The sequence below is a fragment of the Sphingomonas sanguinis NBRC 13937 genome (genome assembly GCF_001591005.1).
Taxonomy (GTDB): domain Bacteria; phylum Pseudomonadota; class Alphaproteobacteria; order Sphingomonadales; family Sphingomonadaceae; genus Sphingomonas; species Sphingomonas sanguinis.
The window spans coordinates 28,461-48,320 of sequence record NZ_BCTY01000028.1; the positions used below are offsets into that span (position 1 = coordinate 28,461).

A 19,860-nucleotide genomic window follows, 5' to 3' on the forward strand; every position below is an offset into this window, starting at 1 on the left:
GTCCTCATGGCTTTGACGACCAAGGATTTATTCAGACCAAATCGGCCCATCGCCAATCATGTGTTGCAACATCGGTCCGATCCGGCGATTTTCCCGCCCACATGGACCCCGCAGAGGACAGCCCCGCCCAGGCCGCCGCCTGGATCGCCGCCTATCGCGCCACCGCGGGTGAGGCGGACGTGATGGCGGGCTCCGACAACCCCGCCTGGCGCGCGATGCTGGAGGAACTGGCCGCCGTCGCCAGCGACCTGGCCCATGCGCGCGAACGGGTGCAGCGGCACGCCGCCGATATCGGCACCGGCTTCCGTATCATCGGCGAAACCGACGAGCGGCCTTGGCCCGTCTCCCCCGTGCCCCTGCTGATCGACAGCGGCGAATGGGCGGGGATTGCGGCGGGCGTGACCCAGCGCGCCGATCTGTTGGAGACGATCCTCGCCGACCTCTACGGCCCCGGACGGCTGGTGGCGGAGGGGCATATCCCCGCCGCGCTGGCGACCGGCAGCCCCTATTTCCTGCGACCGATGGTCGGCGTGACGCCGCCGGGCGGCCATCATCTGAGCTTCGTCGCCTTCGACCTGGCGCGCGGGCCGGATGGCGAGTGGCGGGTGCTGGCCGATCACCTGCGCAACCCGGCGGGCGCGGGCTATGCGCTGGAGAACCGGCTGGCGGTCAGCCGGACGCTGGGCGGCCTTCAGAACCGGCTGAACGTGGAGCGGCACGCGCCCTTCTTCGCCGCCTTTCGCGCCGGGCTCGCCGCCCAGTGCCGGAGGGCCGACCCGCGCATCGGCCTGCTGACGCCCGGCCGCTTCAACCCCAGCTATCCCGAACAGGCGCATCTGGCGCGCTATCTGGGCCTGTTGCTGGTCGAGGGCGCCGACCTCGCCGCGATCGAGGGACAGGTCTATGTCCGCACCGTCGCAGGGCTGAAACGGATCGACGCGCTGTGGCGGCGGCTCGATCCCCGGATGCTCGACCCGCTGGCCTTCGACAGCCATTCGCAGATCGGCGTGCCCGGCCTGATCGACGCCTATGTCGAGGGGCAGGTGGTGATCGCCAATGCACCCGGTGCGGGCGTGATGGAGAGCCCCGCCTTCTCCGCCTTCCTGCCCGCGCTGGCCAAGCATCTGTCGGGCGAGGCGCTCCGGCTGCCCAATATCGCGACCTGGTGGTGCGGCGGCCCGGCCCAGGCGGCGCATGTCGCCGAGCATCTCGACCGGCTGCTGATCGCCCCCGCCTTCGGCCCCCGCCCGCTGGGCCTGCCCGATGGCGCGCGGACGGGGGCGAGCCTGTCGGCCGAGGAACGCGCCACGCTGCGCGACGACATGGCCCGACGGCCGCAAGATTATGTCGGGCAGGAGATGGTCCGCCTGTCGACCATGCCCGTCGTCATCGGCGACCGGCTGGAGCCGCGCCCCTTCTCCCTGCGGGTCTTTGCCGCGCGTGATGCCGAGGGCAGCTGGACCGTCCTGCCCGGCGGGTTCGGCCGGATCGGCGAGCATCCCGAGGCGACCGCCGCGATGATCGGCGAGGGCCTGTGGTCCGCCGATGTCTGCATTCACGGGGCCGAGCCGGTGGCCCCCGTCTCGCTGCTTGCCGATCCCGACTCGCTGCATGTCCGGCGCAATCCGGGGACGCTGCCCAGCCGGGTCGCGGACAATTTCTTCTGGCTCGGCCGCTATCTGGAGCGGGGCGAGGCGCTGCTCGCCGCGATCCGCGTCATGCTGGGCAATTCGATCGATGTCGATGGCGGCGGCGCGCTCGACCCGCGCACGCTGGGGCGGCTGGTCGGGCTCATCACCGGCGGCGGCGCAGCCCCGCATCCCGACAGCCTGCGCCGCGCCGCGCTGACCCAGTTCGCGCGCACTGCGATGGAGGATGAGGGCTGGCACTCGGTGGCGCGGATCAACCGACTGGCGCGCGGCATCAGCGAAGGGTCGCGCGACCGGCTGTCCGCCGACATGGTGCGCCTGCTGGAAGCCCCCTTCCCCAGCCATCCGGGAATGCTCGACCGGGCGGGCTCGCTACAGCGGCGCTATGCCGCCATTGCCGGACTGTCCGCCGAGCATATGGTCAGGACCACCGCCTGGCGTTTCCACGATCTCGGTCGCCGGGTCGAACGCGCAATGGCGGTGGCAAGGGCAACGCGGCTGTTCGGCATGGCAGGCGCGTCGGCGGACGACCTGTCCACCCTGCTCGACCTCGCCAACAGCCAGATCAGCTATCGCCAGCGTTATCCGACCGGTATCGCGCGCGTCGCCGTGGTCGATCTGGTCGCGCTCGATCCCAACAATCCGCGCGCGCTAGCCTATCAGACCGCGCGCATCGCCGACTGCCTGTCGCGCCTGCCTGTCCTGTCCGACGACGACATGGCCGAGCCGCAACAGGCCCAGGCCATCGCGGTCCGCGCCGCGCTGGAAACGGCGGATGCCCGCACCCTCGACGCTGATACGCTGGGCGATGTCGAGCGGCGGCTGGGCCTGCTGTCGGAAGCGATCGCCAGGCGCTATTTCCTGCAAGGCGCGGAGCCGTTGCGCGCCGGGGGACTTACCCTGGCATGAGAGACGGGGCATGATCTACGACATCCGCCACATCACCCGCTTCGATTATGGCGCGCAGGTCAAATATGCCCGCTGCAACCTGCGTTTGAAGCCCATCGACTGGCCGGGCCAGACGTTGGAGACCTACGACCTGATCGTCGAGCCGGTCGGCCGCACCCGCTCCGCGCGGGCCGAGGCGGGGCTGGCGCATGTCACGCGGCTGGTCGTCGATCGCCCGGTGCGCAGCCTGACCATCGAGAGCCGTGCGCGCATGGTCGTCGACCGCCCGGTGCCGATGCCCTCTCCCAGCGATCCCACGCTGGCCGAGGTATCCGCGCTTGCCCGGTCGAGCCGCGACCTGTCGGCGGCGGGGCCCGCCAACTATATCTTCCCTTCGCCGCTCATCCCGCTCGACCCCGCCATTGCCGAATGGTGCGCGCCCGACCTGTCGCCGGATCGCGGCGCATTGGAGGCAGGCTTCGCGCTGGCGAACCGTATCCAGCGCGAATTCGCCTTCGATCCCGCCGCCACCCTGGTCGACACGCCCCCGGCCGAAGCCTTTCGCCAGCGGCGCGGCGTGTGCCAGGACTTCGCGCAGATCATGATCACCGGCCTTCGCGCTGCAGGCATCCCGGCCGCCTATGCCTCGGGCTATATCCGCACCCTGCCGCCGCCGGGCCAGGCGCGACTGGTCGGTGCGGACGCGACCCATGCCTGGGTGCTGATCTGGGGCGGCCCGCAAGCCGGCTGGGTCGGCGTCGATCCCACCAACGGCATCTGGATGGCGGGCGACCATATCATCGTCGCGGTCGGCCGCGACTATGCCGAGATCGCGCCGGTCGATGGCGTGGTGCTGGGCTCGGGCGCGCAGAAGATGGATGTCAGCGTGGATGTCGCGCCGGTCGAGCGCGCCGACACGCCGGAGGCCGCGCTGTCCGACTGATCGGCAACCTGCCGAGGAGAGGAACCAGCCGATGACCTTGAGATCCATGCCGCGCCGGGGCCGATCCATCCTCGCCGTCCTGTTGTTCGCGATCCTCGGCGCTCTGCTCGCCCTGCTGCTCTATGCGGCCATGGGCTATGCCGATGCCTTGCGCGATGCGCCCCGGCTGAAGGCGCGAGCGGACCGGCTGATCGCCGAGGGGCGCGGCCCCGATGCGCTGACACCCGCTGAGCTGCGGCAATTGATTCGCGTGGAAGACCCCGATTTCTGGCATCATCACGGGGTGGGCAATGACACGCCCGGCGCAGGTGTGACGACGATCACCCAATCGCTGTCCAAGCATCTGGCCTTCGCCGCGTTCAAACCGGGCGTTCGCAAGCTCCGGCAGACCACCTATGCCAAGGGGCTGGAGGCCCGCTTGTCGAAACGGCAGATCCTGGCCCTGTTTTTGGCAGAAGCTTCGTTCGGGCGCGGCCCGAAGGGCTGGATGCAGGGCGTGTTCACTGCCAGCGCGCAGGTTTACGGCAAACCACCCGCCGACTTGCCCCAAGCGCAATGGCTAAGGCTGGTCGCGGTTCTGGTGACACCGTCCGACTTTCACCTGTTCGGTCCGGACCCGCGCCTTGACGAACGGGTCCGGCGGGTCGAACGACTCTTCGCCGGGCGGTGCCAGCCAAGGGACAATGGTGATGTCATGCTCGACGGCTGCGCCTGACGAGGGAGCCGTCATCCCGTGGCGACGATATTCACCCCTCTTCGGTCACCGCATTGGGATTGTCCTTGTCCGGGTCGGGATGACCACCCTTGCCATGATAGGCCGCGCCGCTCTGGCCGCCGTGGAAGTCGCCCTTTCGCTCGGGTACGCCCTCGTAACCGCCGCCCTGGCTCTCGCCGCCCTTCTTGCCCGGCGTGTCCGACACGCCGTCCGGCGCACCTTTTTTGCCGTCTTTCCCAACGGCCTGCATCGGCTGAGTCATGATCCGTCTCCTTCTCCATGCTGCAACGCGTGGGACACGGATTGCGCTCCGGCGCGGACTTCCCCACATAGATCGGTAATACACTGCCAACGGGGAACAGAGTGGCCGATCCATATCAGACGCTGGGCGTGAGCCGAACGGCCAGCGAAGCCGATATCAAGAAAGCCTATCGCAAGCTGGCGAAGGAACTGCATCCCGACCGCAACAAGGACAATCCCAAGGCGGCGGAGAAGTTCAGCCAGGTCACCAATGCCTATGACCTGCTGAACGACAAGGACAAGCGCGCCCGGTTCGACCGGGGCGAGATCGACGGCGACGGCAACCCGGCCTCGCCCTTCGGCTATGGCGGCGCGGGCGGGTTCGGCGGCGGGGCCGGGCCCCGCCCCGGCGGCGCGGGCGGTTTTCGCCAGCAATTCGACTTTGGCGGCGAGGGTGCCGACATGTCGGATATCTTCGAGGGGATGTTCGGTGGCGCCGGTCGTGGCGGCTTTTCGGGGGGCTTTGGCGGCTTCGGCGGCCGGGGTCGTTCGGCCGCGAAGGGTGCCAATTCGGCCTATGCCCTGCGCGTGCCCTTCGTCGATGCCGCCGCGCTCAGCCCGCAGCGGATCACGCTGGCCGATGGCAAGACCATCGACCTGAAACTGCCCGCAGGCGTCGACACCGGCACCCAAATGCGATTGGGCGGCAAGGGCGAACAGGGCCCTGGCGGCCCTGGCGATGCGATCATCACGATCGAGGTCGTGCCGCACGCCTTCTTCACCCGCGACGGCGACGATGTCCGCCTGGACCTGCCCATCAGCCTGAACGAGGCGGTGCTGGGTGGGCAGGTGAAGGCCCCCACCGTCGAGCGTCCGGTGATGCTGACCATCCCCAAGGGCACGACGTCGGGCAAGACGCTGCGCTTGAAGGGCAAGGGCTTTCACAGGAAGGATGGCGGGCGCGGCGATCAGCTGATCACGCTCATGATCGACATTCCTGCCGATGATGCCGCGCTGCAACAGTTCGCGGCGGAATGGACCGACGGCAGGAACCCGAGGGCCGCCATGGGCGTCTGATCGTTCGATGAGCGATGCGAATGGCCTGACCCCTGAAGAACGTGCACATGAACATGGGAAGGCCCGCACCCGGCTGGACCGGCAACTCGCCAAGGTCCGGCCGGGCTCCTATGCCTTCGAAATCCTGAAGCGAACCTCGCTCGGCGTCTTCAACGACGGGTTCATCCATGCCGGGAACCTCGCCTATCTGGCGTTGATGACGCTGTTTCCGTTCTTCATCACCACGGCGGCGCTGCTCTCGCTGTTCGGCCAGAGCAACGAGACGCAGCATGCGGTGGAGAGCTTCCTCCATGTCCTGCCCCCCGATGTCAGCGATCTGTTGCGCAAGCCGATCGCCGATGTGCTGGCCGCACGGACCGGCTCGCTCCTCTGGCTGGGCGGGCTGGTCGGGCTATGGACGGTCGGCGGCTTTATCGAGACGATCCGTGACATCTTCCACCGTGCTTATGGCGTAAAAGCGACGGCCGCCTTCTGGAAATCGCGCCTGTCCTCGACGCTGGTCATGATCGCCTCGGTCGTGGTGGCGCTGCTGTCCTTCCTCGCCGCCGGTATTCTGACCGCGGCGGAGCAGTTCATCTACCGCCTCGTTCCCTTCGCCCAGGATATCGCGGGGTGGGTCGGCCTGTCGCGGCTGATCCCCGGCGTGGTGATGTTCGGTGCGCTCTACATGCTCTTCTACTCGGTCACGCCGGGCAAATATCGCGAGAGCGACTGCCCCAAATGGCCTGGAGCTTTGTTCACCGCCGCGTGGTGGGTCAGCATGACCGCGCTGCTGCCCTGGGTGCTGTCGAAGCTGGGCGGCTATGATCTGACCTATGGCAGCTTGGCGGGCGTCGTCGTGATGCTATTGTTCTTCTATCTGATCGGCCTGGGACTGGTTTTCGGTGCGCATTTGAACGCGGCACTGGCGGAACCACCGGAAACGGGGCTAGAGAGGGCGATTGATGGAAGTGAACCGGCAGGAGCGGTAACGGCGTGAACGGATTGATGGCAGGCAAGCGGGGGCTCATCATGGGCCTGGCCAATGACAAATCGCTGGCCTGGGGCATCGCCAAGCAGCTTTCGGAGGCGGGCGCAGAGCTCGCCTTTTCGTATCAGGGCGCGGCGATGGAAAAGCGGGTCCGCCCGCTGGCCGAACAGCTGGGCGTGGCGCGTCTGTTTGACTGCGACGTGTCCGAGATGGAATCGCTCGACGCACTGTTTGAGGGGCTGAAGGCCGAGTGGCCGACGATCGACTTCGTGGTCCATGCCATTGGTTTTTCGGACAAGTCGCAGCTGCGCGGTCGTTACTATGACACCACGCTCGACAATTTCCTGATGACCATGAACATCTCGGCCTATTCGCTGGTCGCCGTCGCCCAGCGCGCGCGGACGATGATGCCCGAGGGCGGCTCGATCCTGACGCTGACCTATTATGGCGCGGAAAAGGTCATCCCGCATTATAACGTCATGGGCGTGGCCAAGGCGGCGCTGGAGACGAGCGTCAAGTATCTCGCGGTCGACCTCGGCCCGGAGAATATCCGCGTCAACGCCATCTCGGCGGGCCCGATCCAGACGCTGGCGGCGCGCGGTATCGGCGACTTCAACTATATCCTGAAGTGGAACGAACTGAATTCACCGCTGCGTCGCACCGTGACGATCGAGGATGTCGGCGGCGCGGGCCTGTACATGCTGTCCGACCTGTCGTCCGGCGTGACGGGCGAGATCCACCATGTCGACGCCGGGTATAACGTCATCGGCATGAAGGCCGAAGACGCGCCGGATATCGCGCTTGCCTGAACACGCGTTGATTTGGGCTGGCGGAAGTGCGGCGATCATGGCGGTTATCCTCGTCGCTGCCCGTGCGTTTGGCGTCGGCACATGGAGTGGCAAGGGCAATATGATTGCCCTGCCGTTCATCGTCTTCATGATCAGTCTGAGCCAGATCATGGGCCGAGATGCGGTTCATCCCTGGATATGGGTAGCGGGCGGCGCTGCGATTGCCGCCGCCGGGGGTAGCCTGATCGGTCGCGTCGTACGATGACCATAACCATCCGCCCCGCCCAGGGGACCGACGTCGCCGCGCTCGACGCGCTGCTCGTCGCCAGCTTCCCTGCCCCCGCAGAAGCCGCCTTGGTCCGCGACCTGTGCGTGGAGGGCGACATGGTCCTGATGCTCGTCGCCATCGATGAAGATACCGACACGCTGATCGGCGCCATCGCGTTCAGCCGGATGGCTGTCGAGATCGGCGGCAAATCGATCAATTCGGTTGCCCTCGCCCCCATCGCCGTCGCCCGCGAATGGCGGCAGCAGGGTGTGGGCGAGGCGCTTGTCGCCGCCGGGCTCGAACGGCTGGAGAAGGAACGCGTCGTCCTGTGCTTCGCGCTGGGCGACCCCGCCTTCTATGGCCGGTTCGGTTTCGCCGCCGATGTCGCGAGCGGTTTCGACAGCCCCTATGCGGGCGACTATTTCCTGGCCGTCCCGCTGCAGGGTGGCCTGATCCCCTGCGGCGTGCGCGGGGCCGCCACACATGCGCCGGCCTTTGCCCGGCTGGGAGATGCTGCGTGAGCTTCAATAGTTTCGGCCGCCTGTTCCGCTTCACCACCTGGGGCGAGAGCCATGGCCCGGCGCTGGGCGCGGTGGTCGACGGGTGCCCGCCGGGTATCGCGCTGTCGGAAGAGGACATCCAGCCCTGGCTCGACAAGCGCCGCCCGGGCACCAGCCGCTTCACCACGCAGCGGCGCGAGCCCGACCAGGTCCGCATCCTGTCCGGCGTGTTCGAGGGGCGGACGACCGGCACCCCGATCAGCCTGATGATCGAGAATGTCGACCAGCGGTCCAAGGATTACGGCAATGTCGCGCTCGCCTATCGCCCCGGCCATGCCGATTATGCCTATGACGCGAAATACGGCTTTCGCGACTATCGCGGCGGCGGACGCTCTTCGGCCCGCGAGACGGCGGCGCGGGTGGCGGCGGGCGCGGTCGCGCGCGCGGTGATCCCGCAGGTCAAGATTCGCGCCTGGGTCGAGTCGATCGGCGGCGACCGGATCGATTACGAGGCGTTCGACGATGCGCAGATCGACGCCAACCCGTTCTTCTGCCCCGATGCGGCGGCCGCCGAACGCTGGGAAGCGATCGTCGACGGCGCGCGCAAGTCCGGGTCCTCGGTCGGCGCGGTCGTCGCCTGCGAGGCGACCGGCGTCCCCGCAGGCTGGGGCGCGCCACTCTATGCCAAGCTGGACAGCGAACTCGCCTCCGCGTGCATGAGCATCAATGCGGTCAAGGGTTTCGAGATCGGCGACGGGTTTGCCGCCGCCGCGCTGACCGGTGAGCAGAACGCCGATCCGATGCGCGCCGGCAATGGCGGCCCACGCTTCCTGGCGAACCATGCGGGCGGCATTGCGGGCGGGATCGCCACCGGCCAGCCCGTCACGATGCGAGTCGCGTTCAAGCCGACCAGCTCGATCCTGACCCCCGTCGATACGATCACCCGCACCGGCGAAGAAACGCAGATCGCCACCAAGGGGCGTCACGACCCCTGTGTCGGCATTCGCGGCGTTCCCGTGGTCGAGGCAATGGTCGCGCTGGTTTTAGCCGATCAGGCGTTGCTTCATCGCGGCCAATGCGGCTGACCAGAGGAACGGGCCTCCTCCTGCCTCGTTGATAACACGAGAAAAAAGCAGGAGAGAAACAATGCGTTATATGCATGTGATCGCCGCCAGTGCCCTGATCCTACCCGCCGCCGCCATGGCGCAGGTGTCGGGCGGGACGACTGGCGGGATGTCTGGACAGACCACCGCGCCGGGCCAGACGATGCCCGGTCAGATGCCGGGACAGACCACCACGCCCGGCCAGTCCACCATGGGCCAGCCCGGCGACACGATGAGCACGATGCCGAGCACCAGCACGCGCTCGACGACTCGGTCCAAGAACCGTTCGCGCACTACGACGCCGGACAGCACGGTCAATACGCCCTCGACCATGCCCGACACGACCGGCGGCAGCACGATGGGGAGCGATACGACTACCAGCGGTCAGGTCGGCAGCGGCACGACCGGTGGGACCACCACACCGCCGGGCAGCAGCGGTGGCATGCGCTGATCCCTTTCGGGTCAATCACTACGGGAAAGACCCGGTCGCGCGAGCGGCCGGGTCTTTTTGTTGGCGAACGGCTTCAACGAAGTCGGACGCTGTGGAGTTTACCAAAAAGGCCCCGACGTGTCGCCGGGGCCTTCCGAGATCAATCCGCGAAGGGATCGCGAACCAGGATCGTGTCCTCGCGTTCCGGGCTGGTCGACACCAGTGCCACGGGGCAACGGATTAGTTCCTCGATCCGGCGGATATACTTGATCGCCTGGGCCGGGAGGTCTGCCCAGCTCCGCGCACCCGCGGTCGATTCCTGCCAACCCTCCATCGTCTCGTAGACGGGGACGACCTTGGCCTGATCCGCCGCATGGGTCGGGTAATAGTCGAGCGTCTCGTCGCCCAGCTTGTAGCCGACGCAGATCTTCACCTCGTCGAACCCGTCGAGCACGTCGATCTTGGTCAGCGCGATGCCGGTGATGCCGCCGACCGCCGCCGACTGGCGCACCAGCACCGAGTCGAACCAGCCGCAGCGGCGCTTACGCCCCGTCACGGTGCCGAACTCATGGCCGCGCTCGCCCAGACGCTGGCCGGTTTCGTCCTCCAGCTCGGTCGGGAAAGGCCCGGAGCCGACGCGGGTGGTATAGGCCTTGGCAATGCCCAGCACGAAGCCGACGCCCGATGGCCCCAGGCCCGAGCCGCCCGCTGCGGCTCCAGCGATGGTGTTGGATGAGGTGACGAAGGGATAGGTGCCGTGATCGATGTCGAGCAGCACGCCCTGCGCGCCCTCGAACAGGATGCGCTTGCCGCCGGCACGCGCCTCGTTGAGGTCGCGCCACACCGGCTTGGCGAAGGGCAGAACGAAATCGGCGATCTCGCGTAAATCGGCCAGCAGCCGCTCGCGATCGACCGGCGGCTCGCCGAACCCGGCGCGCAGCGCGTCGTGGTGCGCGCACAGACGGTCGAGCTGCGGGCCCAGGTCGTCCAGATGCGCCAGGTCGCACACGCGGATCGCGCGGCGGCCGACCTTGTCCTCATAGGCCGGACCGATGCCGCGCCGCGTCGTACCGATCTTGCCCGCGCCGCTGGCGTCCTCGCGCAGACCGTCCAGGTCGCGGTGGATCGGCAGGATCAGCGGGCAGTTGTCGGCGACACGCAGCGTCTCGGGCGAGGCATGGACGCCCTGCTCGGCCAGACGCTCGATCTCGGCCTTCAGCGCCCAGGGGTCGAGGACGACGCCGTTGCCGATGACGCTGGGGGTGCCGCGCACGATGCCCGAGGGAAGCAGCGACAGCTTGTAGACATTCTCGCCGACGACCAGCGTGTGACCGGCATTATGCCCACCCTGGAAACGGACGACCATGTCGGCGCGCTCGGCCAGCCAGTCGACGATCTTGCCTTTGCCTTCGTCGCCCCATTGCGCGCCGATGACTGCTACATTTGCCATGGATGCTATGCTCCGCCTGCCGGACGGACCCCATGCGCCCTTCGACAGGACTCGGCGGATGGGGGTTTCCAATAATGTGCGGGGCGCGCCTAGCGGGACGCAGCCCCCTATGTCAACCGGCGATGGCCTGTGGCTGTCCGTCCGCCAGGATATGGGTGCAAAGCTGCGCCTCGGGCGTGTCACCCTCCTCCAGCGCCTGCACCGTCACCCAACCATCCGCCCGGAGCGACGCGCCCGTTTCAGGCGCCGTGCCGAAGGGCAGGAACAGCCGCCGCCGCTCGGTCGGCGGTGCGGTGGCGACGATGGCATCGGCGTAGAGCGAGAAGCCCGTGGCCTTCTCCTCGGTGCCGTCCTCGTGGAAAATGGTGTAGGTGCCGCCGCGTCCGACCTCGCGCGGGGGGCCCGCGACGAAGAGCGAAAAGCCCAACCAGCTCTGGAACTCGAAGCCATGCCGCTCGGTCGGGTCGAGCGTCATCGACACCCCCTGCCCCAGCGCCGCCGCAATCGCCTCCAACGCATCGAGGCGGCTGGCGAGCACACCCTGGGCGTCGAAGGCACGCAGCCGCTCCATCGCCGTCGCGAACGGCCCGGCGGCCTCGACCAGCGGCAGATAGTCGGGCGCGATCGCCGCGACCCCGCCCGCATCCTTGGCATCCAGCCGATCGCGCAACGCCGCCACCTGATCGGCCGCGACCGGCAGAGGCCCGGCGGCCAGCAGGTCGACCAGATCGGGCAGCGTGAAGTCGATCGAAATGCCCGTCGTGCCCGCGGCGACCAAAGCCTCAACCGCGACGCGCACCACTTCGGTCGCCGCCGCCGTCGAGTCGAGGCCGATCAGTTCCGCCCCGATTTGCCGCCACTCACGCGCGGGGGCGAGTTCGGAGCCGCGCAGCCGCACCACCGTGCCCGCATAGGACAGGCGAACCGGACGCGGGTGATGGCCCATGCGGGTCGCCGCGATCCGCGCCACCTGCGCGGTCAGGTCGGGCCGGATCGCCAGCGTGCGCTGCGACACCGGATCGACGAAGCGCACCGCGTCATGCAGCCCCCCCGCCTTCAACCGCGAGCCCAGCGCCTCGGCGAACTCGATCGACGGCGGGTCGGCGCGCTCATAACCATGCAGCCGCGCCGCCTCCAGCACCCGCGCCTCCACCGACGCGGCGGCATCGGCATAGGGGGGAAGACGGTCGTGATAGCCTTCGGGAAGGAGCGCGGTCATCGGGCTTTGTCCTTGAAGCATGCACAGTCGGATGTGGGGAAGCGGATCACGCGCGAAAAACCCTGTAGCTCGATCGTCGGTTGGGGACGGAGGATTTCGTGATTGGTCACTAAGGCCTGCGGCGTCAACCGCGATTGCCCACGGCAATTCTCGTTACGCATGCAACCCCTTGGTCGCTCAAGACTTTCGCATCTGTTGGCGGAACGACGATAGATAGCCGCCGAACCAAGGAGGAGCATGTTGCAGACGACCGACTACGGCCTTCCCGATCCATCGGGGCTGCTGCCCCCGCGGCCCATCATGGTGCGACGGACCGGATTTGCCGATCATTACAGGCTGCTGGTGTTCGGCATCCTGCTGGGTTTCGGCGCGCTGGCCATCGTCGCCACCATCTGGCCGGGCCTGTACACTGATTACCGTATCCTGCGTGCCCCGGTTGAGGTGCCGCAAGCCTCGATGGTCGATGGTGAATGCCGGATGCGCAAGTTCAGCGTGAACTGCAAGGCGACCATCGCCTATCCCCGCGACGGCGCAATCCGGTCGCGAGCGGTCAGCTTCTCCTACATGGCGTTCGGCAACGAGGATCGCGAAACCCGCATCGTCGCCGAGCATGGCCATCCCGACAATATCACCCTGTCGCTGGCGATCGAGGAGTTCTGGAACCGCTTTATCGGCTCGCTGCTGGTCGTGGTCGTCTTTGCGGTGTTTTCAGTCCTGATGATGCGGCGCTTCCTGCATCAGTCGGCCTCGATCAAGGCCATGCGCCAACCGGCACCGCTGCGGCCGGTCTGGGCACGCATCACCCAGCGCACCGACAAGAAGGACCGAAGCCGGATCACCTATGCGCCGATCGACCCCGCCTTGACCGGCAAGGCGATCGCCAGCGGCTTCACCCAGGACGAGCGGCCCTGGACCCATTACGACCCCGCGCAGGACGAGACGTTCACCCTGGCGGTGGTCCACCCTGCTGCCACGCTGCCGGTTCTGCTCGACGAGCGACTCGATCGACTGGACCTGACGCCAGACGAAGCAGACGCGATCCGTGCGCGTCGTGATGCGCTGCTTCCGCAGGAACCCGTCGTCTGATGCTCAAAAGGGCGGGAACGACAGAAGACCCGGCCCTTGCTTCGGCGATCGATCCGGGGGGCAAGACCTTCGCGCCCTTCGTCGAGCTATGCTATCCTGTGCACGTCAGCATCGTGGGAGGACTGCCCATGCCGATCAAAGATATTACCGGCCCACCCCGCATGACCGGTGCGGAAAGGGCGGAGATACGAGCTGCGATAACCGCCATTTTCGTAGCGGGCGGTCGTCCGCCGCCGAACTTTCCTCCACTGCGCAGCGACGACGGCCTCGAACCCATAGAGCCGCCATCCGGTCCCGCGCCGCGTCCCCTTCTCGGCGGAGCTGAGGCGACGCTCGACTGACCGCAAACCAAAAGGGGCCGGATGCCTTTTGGCACCCGACCCCTTTTTACGGAAATCCGACCCTATCGGATCAGAACACCAGACCCATCGCGGTCTTTACGCCCGGCAGCGCTTTGACCTTACCCAGCAGCTCCGCGTCCACCGCCTCGTCGACCGAGAGCAGCAGCACCGCCTCACCGCCCGCCGAGCGGCGGCCGAGGTGGAAGGTGCCGATGTTCACACCGGCCTCGCCCAGCGTGGTGCCCAGGCGACCGATGAAGCCCGGTGCGTCCTCGTTGACGACATAGAGCATCGGCCCGGCGAGGTCGGCCTCGACCTTGATGCCGAACAGTTCGACCAGGCGCGGGGCCTGATCGCCGAACAGCGTGCCCGCGACCGAGCGCTCGCCGTCCGCCGTCGTCACCGTCACGCGGACCAGCGTGTGGTAATCGCCCTCTCGGTCATGGCGCACTTCGCGCACATCGAGACCGCGCTCCTTGGCGAGGAACGGCGCGTTGACCATGTTCACCGTGTCCGAATGGACGCGCATGAAGCCCGCCAGCACCGCACCCGTGATCGGCTTCAAGTTGAGCGCGGCGGCCGCACCTTCCGCCTCGATCGCGATGCCGGTGACCGCGCCGTGCGACAGCTGGCCGACCAGCGAGCCGAGCTTTTCGGCGAGTGCCATATACGGTTTCAGCTTCGGCGCTTCCTCGGCGGTCAGGCTGGGCATGTTCAGCGCGTTGGTGACGCCGCCCGAGACGAGGAAATCGGCCAGCTGCTCGGCGACCTGGATCGCGACATTGACCTGCGCTTCGGTGGTCGACGCGCCGAGGTGCGGGGTCGAGATGAAGTTCGGCGTGCCGAACAGCGGGCTTTCCTTGGCCGGTTCGACCTTGAACACGTCGAGCGCCGCGCCGCCGATATGGCCCGAATCGAGTCCCGCCTTCAGCGCGTCCTCGTCGATCAGGCCGCCGCGCGCGCAGTTAATGATACGCACGCCCTTCTTGGCCTTGGCAAGATTCTCGGCCGACAGGATGTTGCGGGTCTGGTCGGTCAGCGGCGTGTGCAGCGTGATGAAGTCGGCGCGGGCGAGCAGCTCGTCCAGCGTCACCTTCTCGACGCCCATCTCCAGCGCGCGCTCGGGCGTCAGGAACGGGTCGAAGGCGACGACCTTCATCCGCAGGCCCAGCGCGCGGTCGGCGACGATCGAGCCGATATTGCCCGCACCGATCAGGCCCAGCGTCTTGGACGTCAGCTCGACACCCATGAAGCGGTTCTTCTCCCACTTGCCGGCTTGCGTCGAGGCATCGGCCTCGGGCAGCTGGCGGGCGAGCGCGAACATCAGTGCGATGGCGTGTTCGGCGGTGGTGATCGAGTTGCCGAACGGGGTGTTCATCACCACCACGCCCTTGGCGCTGGCGGCGGGGATGTCGACGTTATCGACACCAATCCCGGCACGGCCGACGACCTTCAGGTTCGTCGCGTGCTCCAAGATCTCCTTGGTCACCTTGGTCGAGCTGCGGATCGCCAGACCATCATATTGGCCGATGATCGCCTTCAGCTCTTCGGGCGTCTTGCCGGTAATTTCGTCCACCTCGACCCCGCGCTCGCGGAAGATCTGGGCGGCCTTGGGGTCCATTTTGTCGCTGATGAGAACTTTGGGCATGGTTCACCTCGTCGCCCCAGGCTGGCCGGGGTTGTGGAATGGGGAAGGTCCGCGGCCCGCTGGCCGGGAGTCATTCAGGAAAGGATCAGGCCGCCTTGGCGGCCGCGTAGGCCCAGTCGAGCCAGGGACCGAGCGCCTCGATATCGGCGGTTTCGACCGTGGCGCCGCACCAGATGCGCAGGCCGGCGGGCGCGTCGCGGTAGCCCGCCACGTCATAGGCCGCGCCTTCGGCTTCGAGCAGCGAGGCCATCTTCTTGATGACCGCCTCGTCTGCGCCCTCGACCGTCAGGCAGACACTGGTGGTCGAGCGGATCGCCGGATCGGCCGCCAGATGACCAAGCCAGTCGCGCTCCTCGACAATCTTGTTGAGGGCCGCCGCATTGGCGTCCGAACGCTTGATCAGCGCCTCCGCGCCGCCCAGCCCCTTGCCCCATTCGAGCGCGAGGATCGCGTCCTCGACGGCCAGCATCGACGGCGTGTTGATCGTCTCGCCCTTGAACACGCCTTCGGCCAGCTTGCCCTTCGACACCAGGCGGAACACCTTGGGCAGCGGCCAGGCGGGGGTGTAGGTCTCAAGCCGTTCGACGGCGCGCGGGCCCAGGATCAGGACGCCGTGCGCGCCCTCACCGCCCAGCACCTTCTGCCACGAAAAGGTCGCGACATCGATCTTGTTCCAGGGCAGGTCATAGGCGAACACCGCGCTGGTCGCGTCGGCAAAGGACAGGCCCTCGCGGTCGTCGGCGATCCAGTCGCCATTGGGCACGCGCACGCCCGAGGTGGTGCCGTTCCAGGTGAAGAGCACGTCGTTCGACCAGTCGACCGCATCCAGGTCCGCGATCTGGCCGTAATCGGCGCGCAGGACGGTGGGATCGAGCTTGAGTTGCTTGACCGCGTCGGTCACCCAGCCCTCGCCGAAGCTTTCCCAGGCGAGCGTGGTGACGGGGCGGGCACCCAGCATGGTCCACATCGCCATCTCGAACGCGCCGGTGTCGGAGCCGGGGACGATGCCGATACGGTGGGTGTCGGGGAGCTTCAGCAGCTCGCGCATCAAGTCGATGCAATATTGCAGCCGCTGCTTGCCGATCTTCGAGCGATGCGAACGGCCGAGGCTGTCCGTCGCGAGCTTGGCCGCTTCCCAACCGGGAGGCTTGGCGCAGGGACCGCTGGAGAAATAGGGACGCGCCGGTTTGGTGGCGGGCTTCGCGGGCGCAAGAGTGGCGTCAGCGGCAGTCGTATCAGTCATTTAAGACTCTCCTCACAGAGAGCACGCGCGGCGTTGGGACCGCGTGGCCCGTCGACGGCCCTAGCGATGTCGATCGAAGATGACAACCGCAATCGTCATGACGCAATATTCGGCCAGTTTTGGTGCCGAACCCGCCGAAGGAGGAAAGGTGATGCTGCGCGATCCCACGGGCCTGGCAATATGGTGCAAGAGATTGGCGTGGTTGTGGCTTGCTACCGAAGGCATTCTGGCCCTGTCCTGCATCGGCGAAATTTATATTCTGGGCGGCTTGGGTTCGCCGCCAGGCACCGCCGAAGCGATTGAAGACGCTGCCGATATTTCGGCATTGGCGAGCCTGCCTTATATGCTGGCCTATATCGTCTGCGGCATCCTCGTGGCGCGTTGGATTCACCGGATCAACCGCAACGCCCATCATTGGAGCGATAAGATGACCGTCGGCCCGAAATGGAATGTCGGCTGGTTCTTCGTACCGTTCGCCAATCTGTGGATGCCGTTCGCCGGGATTCGCCAGACCCGGGGGGCTACGATCGATTCGGAAAACCCCGATTCGGTGCCCGTGCCAGACTGGATGCGGCTGTGGTGGGGATTCTGGCTCGCCTCGACCTTGCTCGGCAATCTGACCTTTCGCCTGTCGGTGGCGGCGAAAACGCCTGAGTCGCTCATCGCGGTCGACTGGCTCTATGTCTTGTCGCTGGTCTTGGACGTGCCCTTGACCATCCTGCTGTGCCGCCTCTTGGCCGACATCTCGACATTGCAGAGCCAGCGTACCGCCCGCGAAGCGGACATGTCAGGCGCAGAGACATCGCCGCCAGCCTGACCATTAACACATCCATATCGAATTTCGATATTTACGTTGCTCGATAATCGATGATTTATTATCGATTATCGATAGTAATTTGATATGGAGGGACAGGACGCCATGACACGCTTCGCCAGTCACATCAGCACGCTGCTCTATGCCGCGCTGCTCGCCATTCTGGCGTTCGTCACGGCCGTCATCCTGGCGGCCGTCGGCGCACTGATCGTCGATGCGATCTCGCCCGGCGCTCTGGGGACGGTGCACGTCAACGCCCAGGCGCTGGACATGAAGACTCCCGGGGTGGTCACCGCCGCGCTGGCGGTCATGCTGATCGCCTTGGGTCTTGCGTGGGCGGCGCTGCTGCCGCTGATCCAGATGCTGCGCAGCACGGCGGCGGGCGAGCCCTTCACCCTCGCCAACGTCAAACGGCTGCACTGGATCGCGGGCACCATCGCGGCCGCCTATCTGCTGCAATTCGCACTGCCCCCCATCCTGCCTTTCGAGTCGCAGGGCATGGTCAAGCCGATGGGCGTGGACGGCGTGTTCGCGATCCTGCTGACCCTGGTGCTGGCGCAGATCTTCCGCGAGGGCGTGCGTCTGCGCGAGGATGCGGAAGGGACCATCTGATGGCGATCCGCATCAATCTCGACCGGCTGCTGCTCGACCGGCGCATGTCGCTGACCGAGCTGGCCGAGCGGATCGATCTGACGCTGGCCAATCTGTCGATCCTCAAGACCGGCAAGGCGCGCGCCATTCGCTTCACCACGCTGGATGCCATCTGCACCGCGCTCGACTGCCAGCCGGGCGACATATTGGAGCATGTCGCAGACACGCCTCCGCACGGCTGATCGGGGCTGGCCAAAGCGGCGGTAAAGGGAGCAAGGGGTCGCATGGTTCGCGTCCCCTTGTTTCTCGTCGTTCCGATCCTGGGGGCGGCGATTCTCTCCGCCTGTGGTCGTCCCGACCGGCCCGTCCAGCAGGCTTCGCGCCCCGAACCTTACCGCCCGCCGATCCGCGAAACCGCGCAGTGCGAGGCCGATCTGCGGCGCGAGGGGGTGGACTATCGCCGCTTGCCCGACAAGGAGCTGGGGCCGGGCTGCGGTCTCTACGGCGCGGTGCAACTGACCGATATCGGCGTGCCCGTCACCGGCGTCACCGCGATGCGATGCGGCAATGCCCGCGCCTTTGCCGGATGGGTGCGCAACGCCGTCGCGCCCGCCGCCTGGCAAATCCTGGGCTCGCCGCTGGCCAAGGTCGAGGGCATGGGCACCTATGCCTGTCGCAACATCGTCGGGAGCAAGCGGATCGGCGACCGGCGTTCGGGCCATGCACTGGCCAATGCGGTCGATGTCGGCGGCTTCGTGCTGAAGGACGGGCGGCGCATCACCCTGCTGAACGACTGGTATTCGAGCGATCCGCAGGTGCGGCATTTCTGGACGGTCATTCGCGCCTCGGCCTGCAAGCGCTTCGGCACGGTACTCAGCCCAGACTATAATGCGGCGCATCGCAACCACCTGCATCTGGAGGACGACAATGCGCGCTTTTGCCGGTAGCGCAGGGGCGTGGGATATCCTACATCACCCAAAATGACCGATAAGACCCAAGTACCGAACCGCGTCTTCCCCAATGCCAGCCAGGACGCCGAGAGCGCCAAGACGATCGTCTCGACGCCGCAGACCGAAAGCCCCGCCTATACGCTGGCCTTTCAGGACATGGACTTCCTGCTGCGCGAAGACCTTCGCCCCGTCCGTTTCCAGCTGGAACTGCTAAAGGCGCAGTTGCTGCTCGAAGAGGCCAAGATCGCCTCGACCTTCGTCTTCTATGGCTCGGCGCGTATCCCGGAGCCTGCCAAGGCCGAAGCGATGCTGGCGCTGGCGCATGACGACAAGTCGCGCAAGATCGCCGAGAACCTCGTCGCCAAGAGCAAATATTACGACATCGCGCGCGAGCTGGCCCAGATCACCAGCCGCCTGCCCCGCGACGATCGCGGCATGCGCCAGTTCGTCGTCTGCTCGGGCGGCGGTCCGTCGATCATGGAAGCCGCCAATCGCGGTGCGGCTGACGTCGGTGCCGAGTCGGTCGGCCTGAACATCGTCCTGCCGCACGAACAGGCGCCGAACCCCTATGTCACGCCGTCGCTGAGCCTGCAGTTCCACTATTTCGCGCTGCGCAAGATGCACTTCCTGCTGCACGCGCGCGCCTTGGCGGCCTTCCCGGGCGGCTTCGGCACGTTCGACGAACTGTTCGAGCTGCTGACCCTGATCCAGACGGGCAAGATCCAGCCCATCCCCGTCCTGCTGTTCGGCCGCGCCTTCTGGGAACGCGTCGTCAATTTCGAGGCGCTGGTCGAGGAAGGCGTGGTCTCCGAGCGCGACCTGAGCATCTTCACCTATGTCGAGACCGCCGAAGAGGCGTGGGACGTGGTGCGCAACTTCTACGAGGAACGCGCCCGCAAGGAAGCCGAACAGGCCTGATCCCCATCCATGCCATTCCTCCCCTTGCA

At 66.8% G+C, this 19,860-nt stretch carries 21 protein-coding genes; 16 read left to right on the top strand and 5 right to left on the bottom strand.

Annotation, left to right across the window (positions count from 1 at the left end; translation table 11 throughout):
- The first annotated feature begins 101 nt into the window (after positions 1–101).
- From SSA01S_RS12150 to SSA01S_RS12160, 3 genes are read left to right on the top strand one after another with little or no spacing between them, the layout of a single operon-like run.
- Positions 102–2,558: a circularly permuted type 2 ATP-grasp protein gene (locus SSA01S_RS12150; RefSeq protein ID WP_061780557.1), complete on the top strand. Its 2,457-nt coding sequence runs from the start codon at positions 102–104 to the stop codon at positions 2,556–2,558.
- A gap of 10 nt (positions 2,559–2,568) precedes the next feature.
- Positions 2,569–3,480, top strand: coding sequence for a transglutaminase family protein (locus tag SSA01S_RS12155; protein ID WP_061780558.1), 912 nt, complete (start codon positions 2,569–2,571; stop codon positions 3,478–3,480).
- Positions 3,481–3,511: 31 nt separating this feature from the next.
- Positions 3,512–4,195 carry a transglycosylase domain-containing protein gene (locus tag SSA01S_RS12160; RefSeq protein ID WP_240954669.1) on the top strand — a complete coding sequence of 228 codons (684 nt, stop codon included), beginning with the start codon at positions 3,512–3,514 and terminating at the stop codon, positions 4,193–4,195.
- Between the two features lie 31 nt (positions 4,196–4,226).
- Here the strand turns inward: SSA01S_RS12160 and SSA01S_RS12165 are convergent, their stop codons facing one another.
- On the bottom strand, positions 4,227–4,457 hold the full coding sequence (locus SSA01S_RS12165) for a hypothetical protein (protein WP_061780560.1): 231 nt from the start codon (positions 4,455–4,457) through the stop codon (positions 4,227–4,229).
- Positions 4,458–4,558: 101 nt separating this feature from the next.
- On the opposite strand from SSA01S_RS12165, the gene SSA01S_RS12170 reads away from it, so the two are divergent.
- The 7 genes from SSA01S_RS12170 (at position 4,559) to SSA01S_RS12200 (ending at position 9,592) form a co-directional block, all read left to right on the top strand.
- Positions 4,559–5,512, top strand: coding sequence for a DnaJ C-terminal domain-containing protein (locus SSA01S_RS12170; protein WP_061780561.1), 954 nt, complete (start codon positions 4,559–4,561; stop codon positions 5,510–5,512).
- 7 nt (positions 5,513–5,519) lie between these two features.
- Positions 5,520–6,491, top strand: coding sequence for a YihY/virulence factor BrkB family protein (locus SSA01S_RS12175; protein WP_061780562.1), 972 nt, complete (start codon positions 5,520–5,522; stop codon positions 6,489–6,491).
- An 8-nt stretch (positions 6,492–6,499) separates the two neighbouring features.
- Complete coding sequence (gene fabI, locus SSA01S_RS12180; RefSeq protein ID WP_061780581.1) at positions 6,500–7,291, top strand: enoyl-ACP reductase FabI; 792 nt, start codon at positions 6,500–6,502, stop codon at positions 7,289–7,291.
- Positions 7,284–7,535 carry a hypothetical protein gene (locus SSA01S_RS12185; RefSeq protein ID WP_156477774.1) on the top strand — a complete coding sequence of 84 codons (252 nt, stop codon included), beginning with the start codon at positions 7,284–7,286 and terminating at the stop codon, positions 7,533–7,535. Before fabI ends, SSA01S_RS12185 begins: the two co-directional genes overlap by 8 nt.
- Positions 7,532–8,059, top strand: a complete 528-nt coding sequence (locus SSA01S_RS12190; RefSeq protein ID WP_061780564.1) for a GNAT family N-acetyltransferase — start codon at positions 7,532–7,534, stop codon at positions 8,057–8,059. The genes SSA01S_RS12185 and SSA01S_RS12190 overlap by 4 nt, the downstream gene beginning before the upstream one ends.
- Positions 8,056–9,123, top strand: coding sequence for a chorismate synthase (gene aroC / locus SSA01S_RS12195; RefSeq protein ID WP_061780565.1), 1,068 nt, complete (start codon positions 8,056–8,058; stop codon positions 9,121–9,123). The genes SSA01S_RS12190 and aroC overlap by 4 nt, the downstream gene beginning before the upstream one ends.
- A gap of 61 nt (positions 9,124–9,184) precedes the next feature.
- Positions 9,185–9,592 carry a hypothetical protein gene (locus SSA01S_RS12200; protein ID WP_061780566.1) on the top strand — a complete coding sequence of 136 codons (408 nt, stop codon included), beginning with the start codon at positions 9,185–9,187 and terminating at the stop codon, positions 9,590–9,592.
- Between the two features lie 139 nt (positions 9,593–9,731).
- Here the strand turns inward: SSA01S_RS12200 and SSA01S_RS12205 are convergent, their stop codons facing one another.
- Together SSA01S_RS12205 and SSA01S_RS12210 are read right to left on the bottom strand one after the other, a co-directional pair.
- Positions 9,732–11,021, bottom strand: a complete 1,290-nt coding sequence (locus SSA01S_RS12205; protein WP_061780567.1) for an adenylosuccinate synthase — start codon at positions 11,019–11,021, stop codon at positions 9,732–9,734.
- A 112-nt stretch (positions 11,022–11,133) separates the two neighbouring features.
- Positions 11,134–12,240, bottom strand: coding sequence for an ATP phosphoribosyltransferase regulatory subunit (locus tag SSA01S_RS12210; RefSeq protein ID WP_061780568.1), 1,107 nt, complete (start codon positions 12,238–12,240; stop codon positions 11,134–11,136).
- A gap of 237 nt (positions 12,241–12,477) precedes the next feature.
- On the opposite strand from SSA01S_RS12210, the gene SSA01S_RS12215 reads away from it, so the two are divergent.
- Complete coding sequence (locus SSA01S_RS12215) at positions 12,478–13,326, top strand: hypothetical protein (protein WP_061780569.1); 849 nt, start codon at positions 12,478–12,480, stop codon at positions 13,324–13,326.
- 411 nt (positions 13,327–13,737) lie between these two features.
- Here SSA01S_RS12215 and serA read toward each other — a convergent pair whose 3' ends face one another.
- A complete protein-coding gene (serA, locus tag SSA01S_RS12220) occupies positions 13,738–15,315 on the bottom strand; it encodes a phosphoglycerate dehydrogenase (RefSeq protein ID WP_061780570.1) in 1,578 nt (525 codons plus the stop codon).
- Between the two features lie 85 nt (positions 15,316–15,400).
- Positions 15,401–16,558 (bottom strand): phosphoserine transaminase, encoded by a 1,158-nt coding sequence (locus SSA01S_RS12225; protein WP_061780571.1) that lies wholly within the window; start codon positions 16,556–16,558, stop codon positions 15,401–15,403.
- A gap of 151 nt (positions 16,559–16,709) precedes the next feature.
- Here SSA01S_RS12225 and SSA01S_RS12230 point away from each other — a divergent pair, with 151 nt between their 5' ends.
- The 5 genes from SSA01S_RS12230 (at position 16,710) to SSA01S_RS12250 (ending at position 19,831) form a co-directional block, all read left to right on the top strand.
- Positions 16,710–17,375, top strand: a complete 666-nt coding sequence (locus SSA01S_RS12230) for a DUF4328 domain-containing protein (protein ID WP_167348916.1) — start codon at positions 16,710–16,712, stop codon at positions 17,373–17,375.
- A gap of 102 nt (positions 17,376–17,477) precedes the next feature.
- On the top strand, positions 17,478–17,984 hold the full coding sequence (locus SSA01S_RS12235; protein ID WP_167348917.1) for a DUF2975 domain-containing protein: 507 nt from the start codon (positions 17,478–17,480) through the stop codon (positions 17,982–17,984).
- Complete coding sequence (locus tag SSA01S_RS12240) at positions 17,984–18,205, top strand: helix-turn-helix domain-containing protein (RefSeq protein ID WP_058716023.1); 222 nt, start codon at positions 17,984–17,986, stop codon at positions 18,203–18,205. Before SSA01S_RS12235 ends, SSA01S_RS12240 begins: the two co-directional genes overlap by 1 nt.
- 42 nt (positions 18,206–18,247) lie before the next feature.
- Entirely contained in the window at positions 18,248–18,910 is a 663-nt protein-coding gene (locus tag SSA01S_RS12245) for an extensin family protein (RefSeq protein ID WP_061780574.1), read from the top strand.
- Between the two features lie 33 nt (positions 18,911–18,943).
- Complete coding sequence (locus SSA01S_RS12250; RefSeq protein ID WP_058733971.1) at positions 18,944–19,831, top strand: LOG family protein; 888 nt, start codon at positions 18,944–18,946, stop codon at positions 19,829–19,831.
- Positions 19,832–19,860: the final 29 nt, after the last annotated feature.

Excerpts from the sequence above, each read along its gene's own strand:
- SSA01S_RS12150 (WP_061780557.1), top strand. The coding sequence starts at position 102 with ATGGACCCCGCAGAGGACAGCCCCGCCCAGGCCGCCGCCTGGATCGCC.
- SSA01S_RS12155 (WP_061780558.1), top strand. The coding sequence starts at position 2,569 with ATGATCTACGACATCCGCCACATCACCCGCTTCGATTATGGCGCGCAG.
- SSA01S_RS12160 (WP_240954669.1), top strand. The coding sequence starts at position 3,512 with ATGACCTTGAGATCCATGCCGCGCCGGGGCCGATCCATCCTCGCCGTC.
- SSA01S_RS12165 (WP_061780560.1), bottom strand. The coding sequence starts at position 4,457 with ATGACTCAGCCGATGCAGGCCGTTGGGAAAGACGGCAAAAAAGGTGCG.
- SSA01S_RS12175 (WP_061780562.1), top strand. The coding sequence starts at position 5,520 with ATGAGCGATGCGAATGGCCTGACCCCTGAAGAACGTGCACATGAACAT.
- fabI (WP_061780581.1), top strand. The coding sequence starts at position 6,500 with ATGGCAGGCAAGCGGGGGCTCATCATGGGCCTGGCCAATGACAAATCG.
- SSA01S_RS12190 (WP_061780564.1), top strand. The coding sequence starts at position 7,532 with ATGACCATAACCATCCGCCCCGCCCAGGGGACCGACGTCGCCGCGCTC.
- SSA01S_RS12200 (WP_061780566.1), top strand. The coding sequence starts at position 9,185 with ATGCGTTATATGCATGTGATCGCCGCCAGTGCCCTGATCCTACCCGCC.
- SSA01S_RS12205 (WP_061780567.1), bottom strand. The coding sequence starts at position 11,021 with ATGGCAAATGTAGCAGTCATCGGCGCGCAATGGGGCGACGAAGGCAAA.
- SSA01S_RS12210 (WP_061780568.1), bottom strand. The coding sequence starts at position 12,240 with ATGACCGCGCTCCTTCCCGAAGGCTATCACGACCGTCTTCCCCCCTAT.
- SSA01S_RS12215 (WP_061780569.1), top strand. The coding sequence starts at position 12,478 with ATGTTGCAGACGACCGACTACGGCCTTCCCGATCCATCGGGGCTGCTG.
- serA (WP_061780570.1), bottom strand. The coding sequence starts at position 15,315 with ATGCCCAAAGTTCTCATCAGCGACAAAATGGACCCCAAGGCCGCCCAG.
- SSA01S_RS12225 (WP_061780571.1), bottom strand. The coding sequence starts at position 16,558 with ATGACTGATACGACTGCCGCTGACGCCACTCTTGCGCCCGCGAAGCCC.
- SSA01S_RS12230 (WP_167348916.1), top strand. The coding sequence starts at position 16,710 with ATGCTGCGCGATCCCACGGGCCTGGCAATATGGTGCAAGAGATTGGCG.
- SSA01S_RS12235 (WP_167348917.1), top strand. The coding sequence starts at position 17,478 with ATGACACGCTTCGCCAGTCACATCAGCACGCTGCTCTATGCCGCGCTG.
- SSA01S_RS12240 (WP_058716023.1), top strand. The coding sequence starts at position 17,984 with ATGGCGATCCGCATCAATCTCGACCGGCTGCTGCTCGACCGGCGCATG.
- SSA01S_RS12245 (WP_061780574.1), top strand. The coding sequence starts at position 18,248 with ATGGTTCGCGTCCCCTTGTTTCTCGTCGTTCCGATCCTGGGGGCGGCG.
- SSA01S_RS12250 (WP_058733971.1), top strand. The coding sequence starts at position 18,944 with ATGACCGATAAGACCCAAGTACCGAACCGCGTCTTCCCCAATGCCAGC.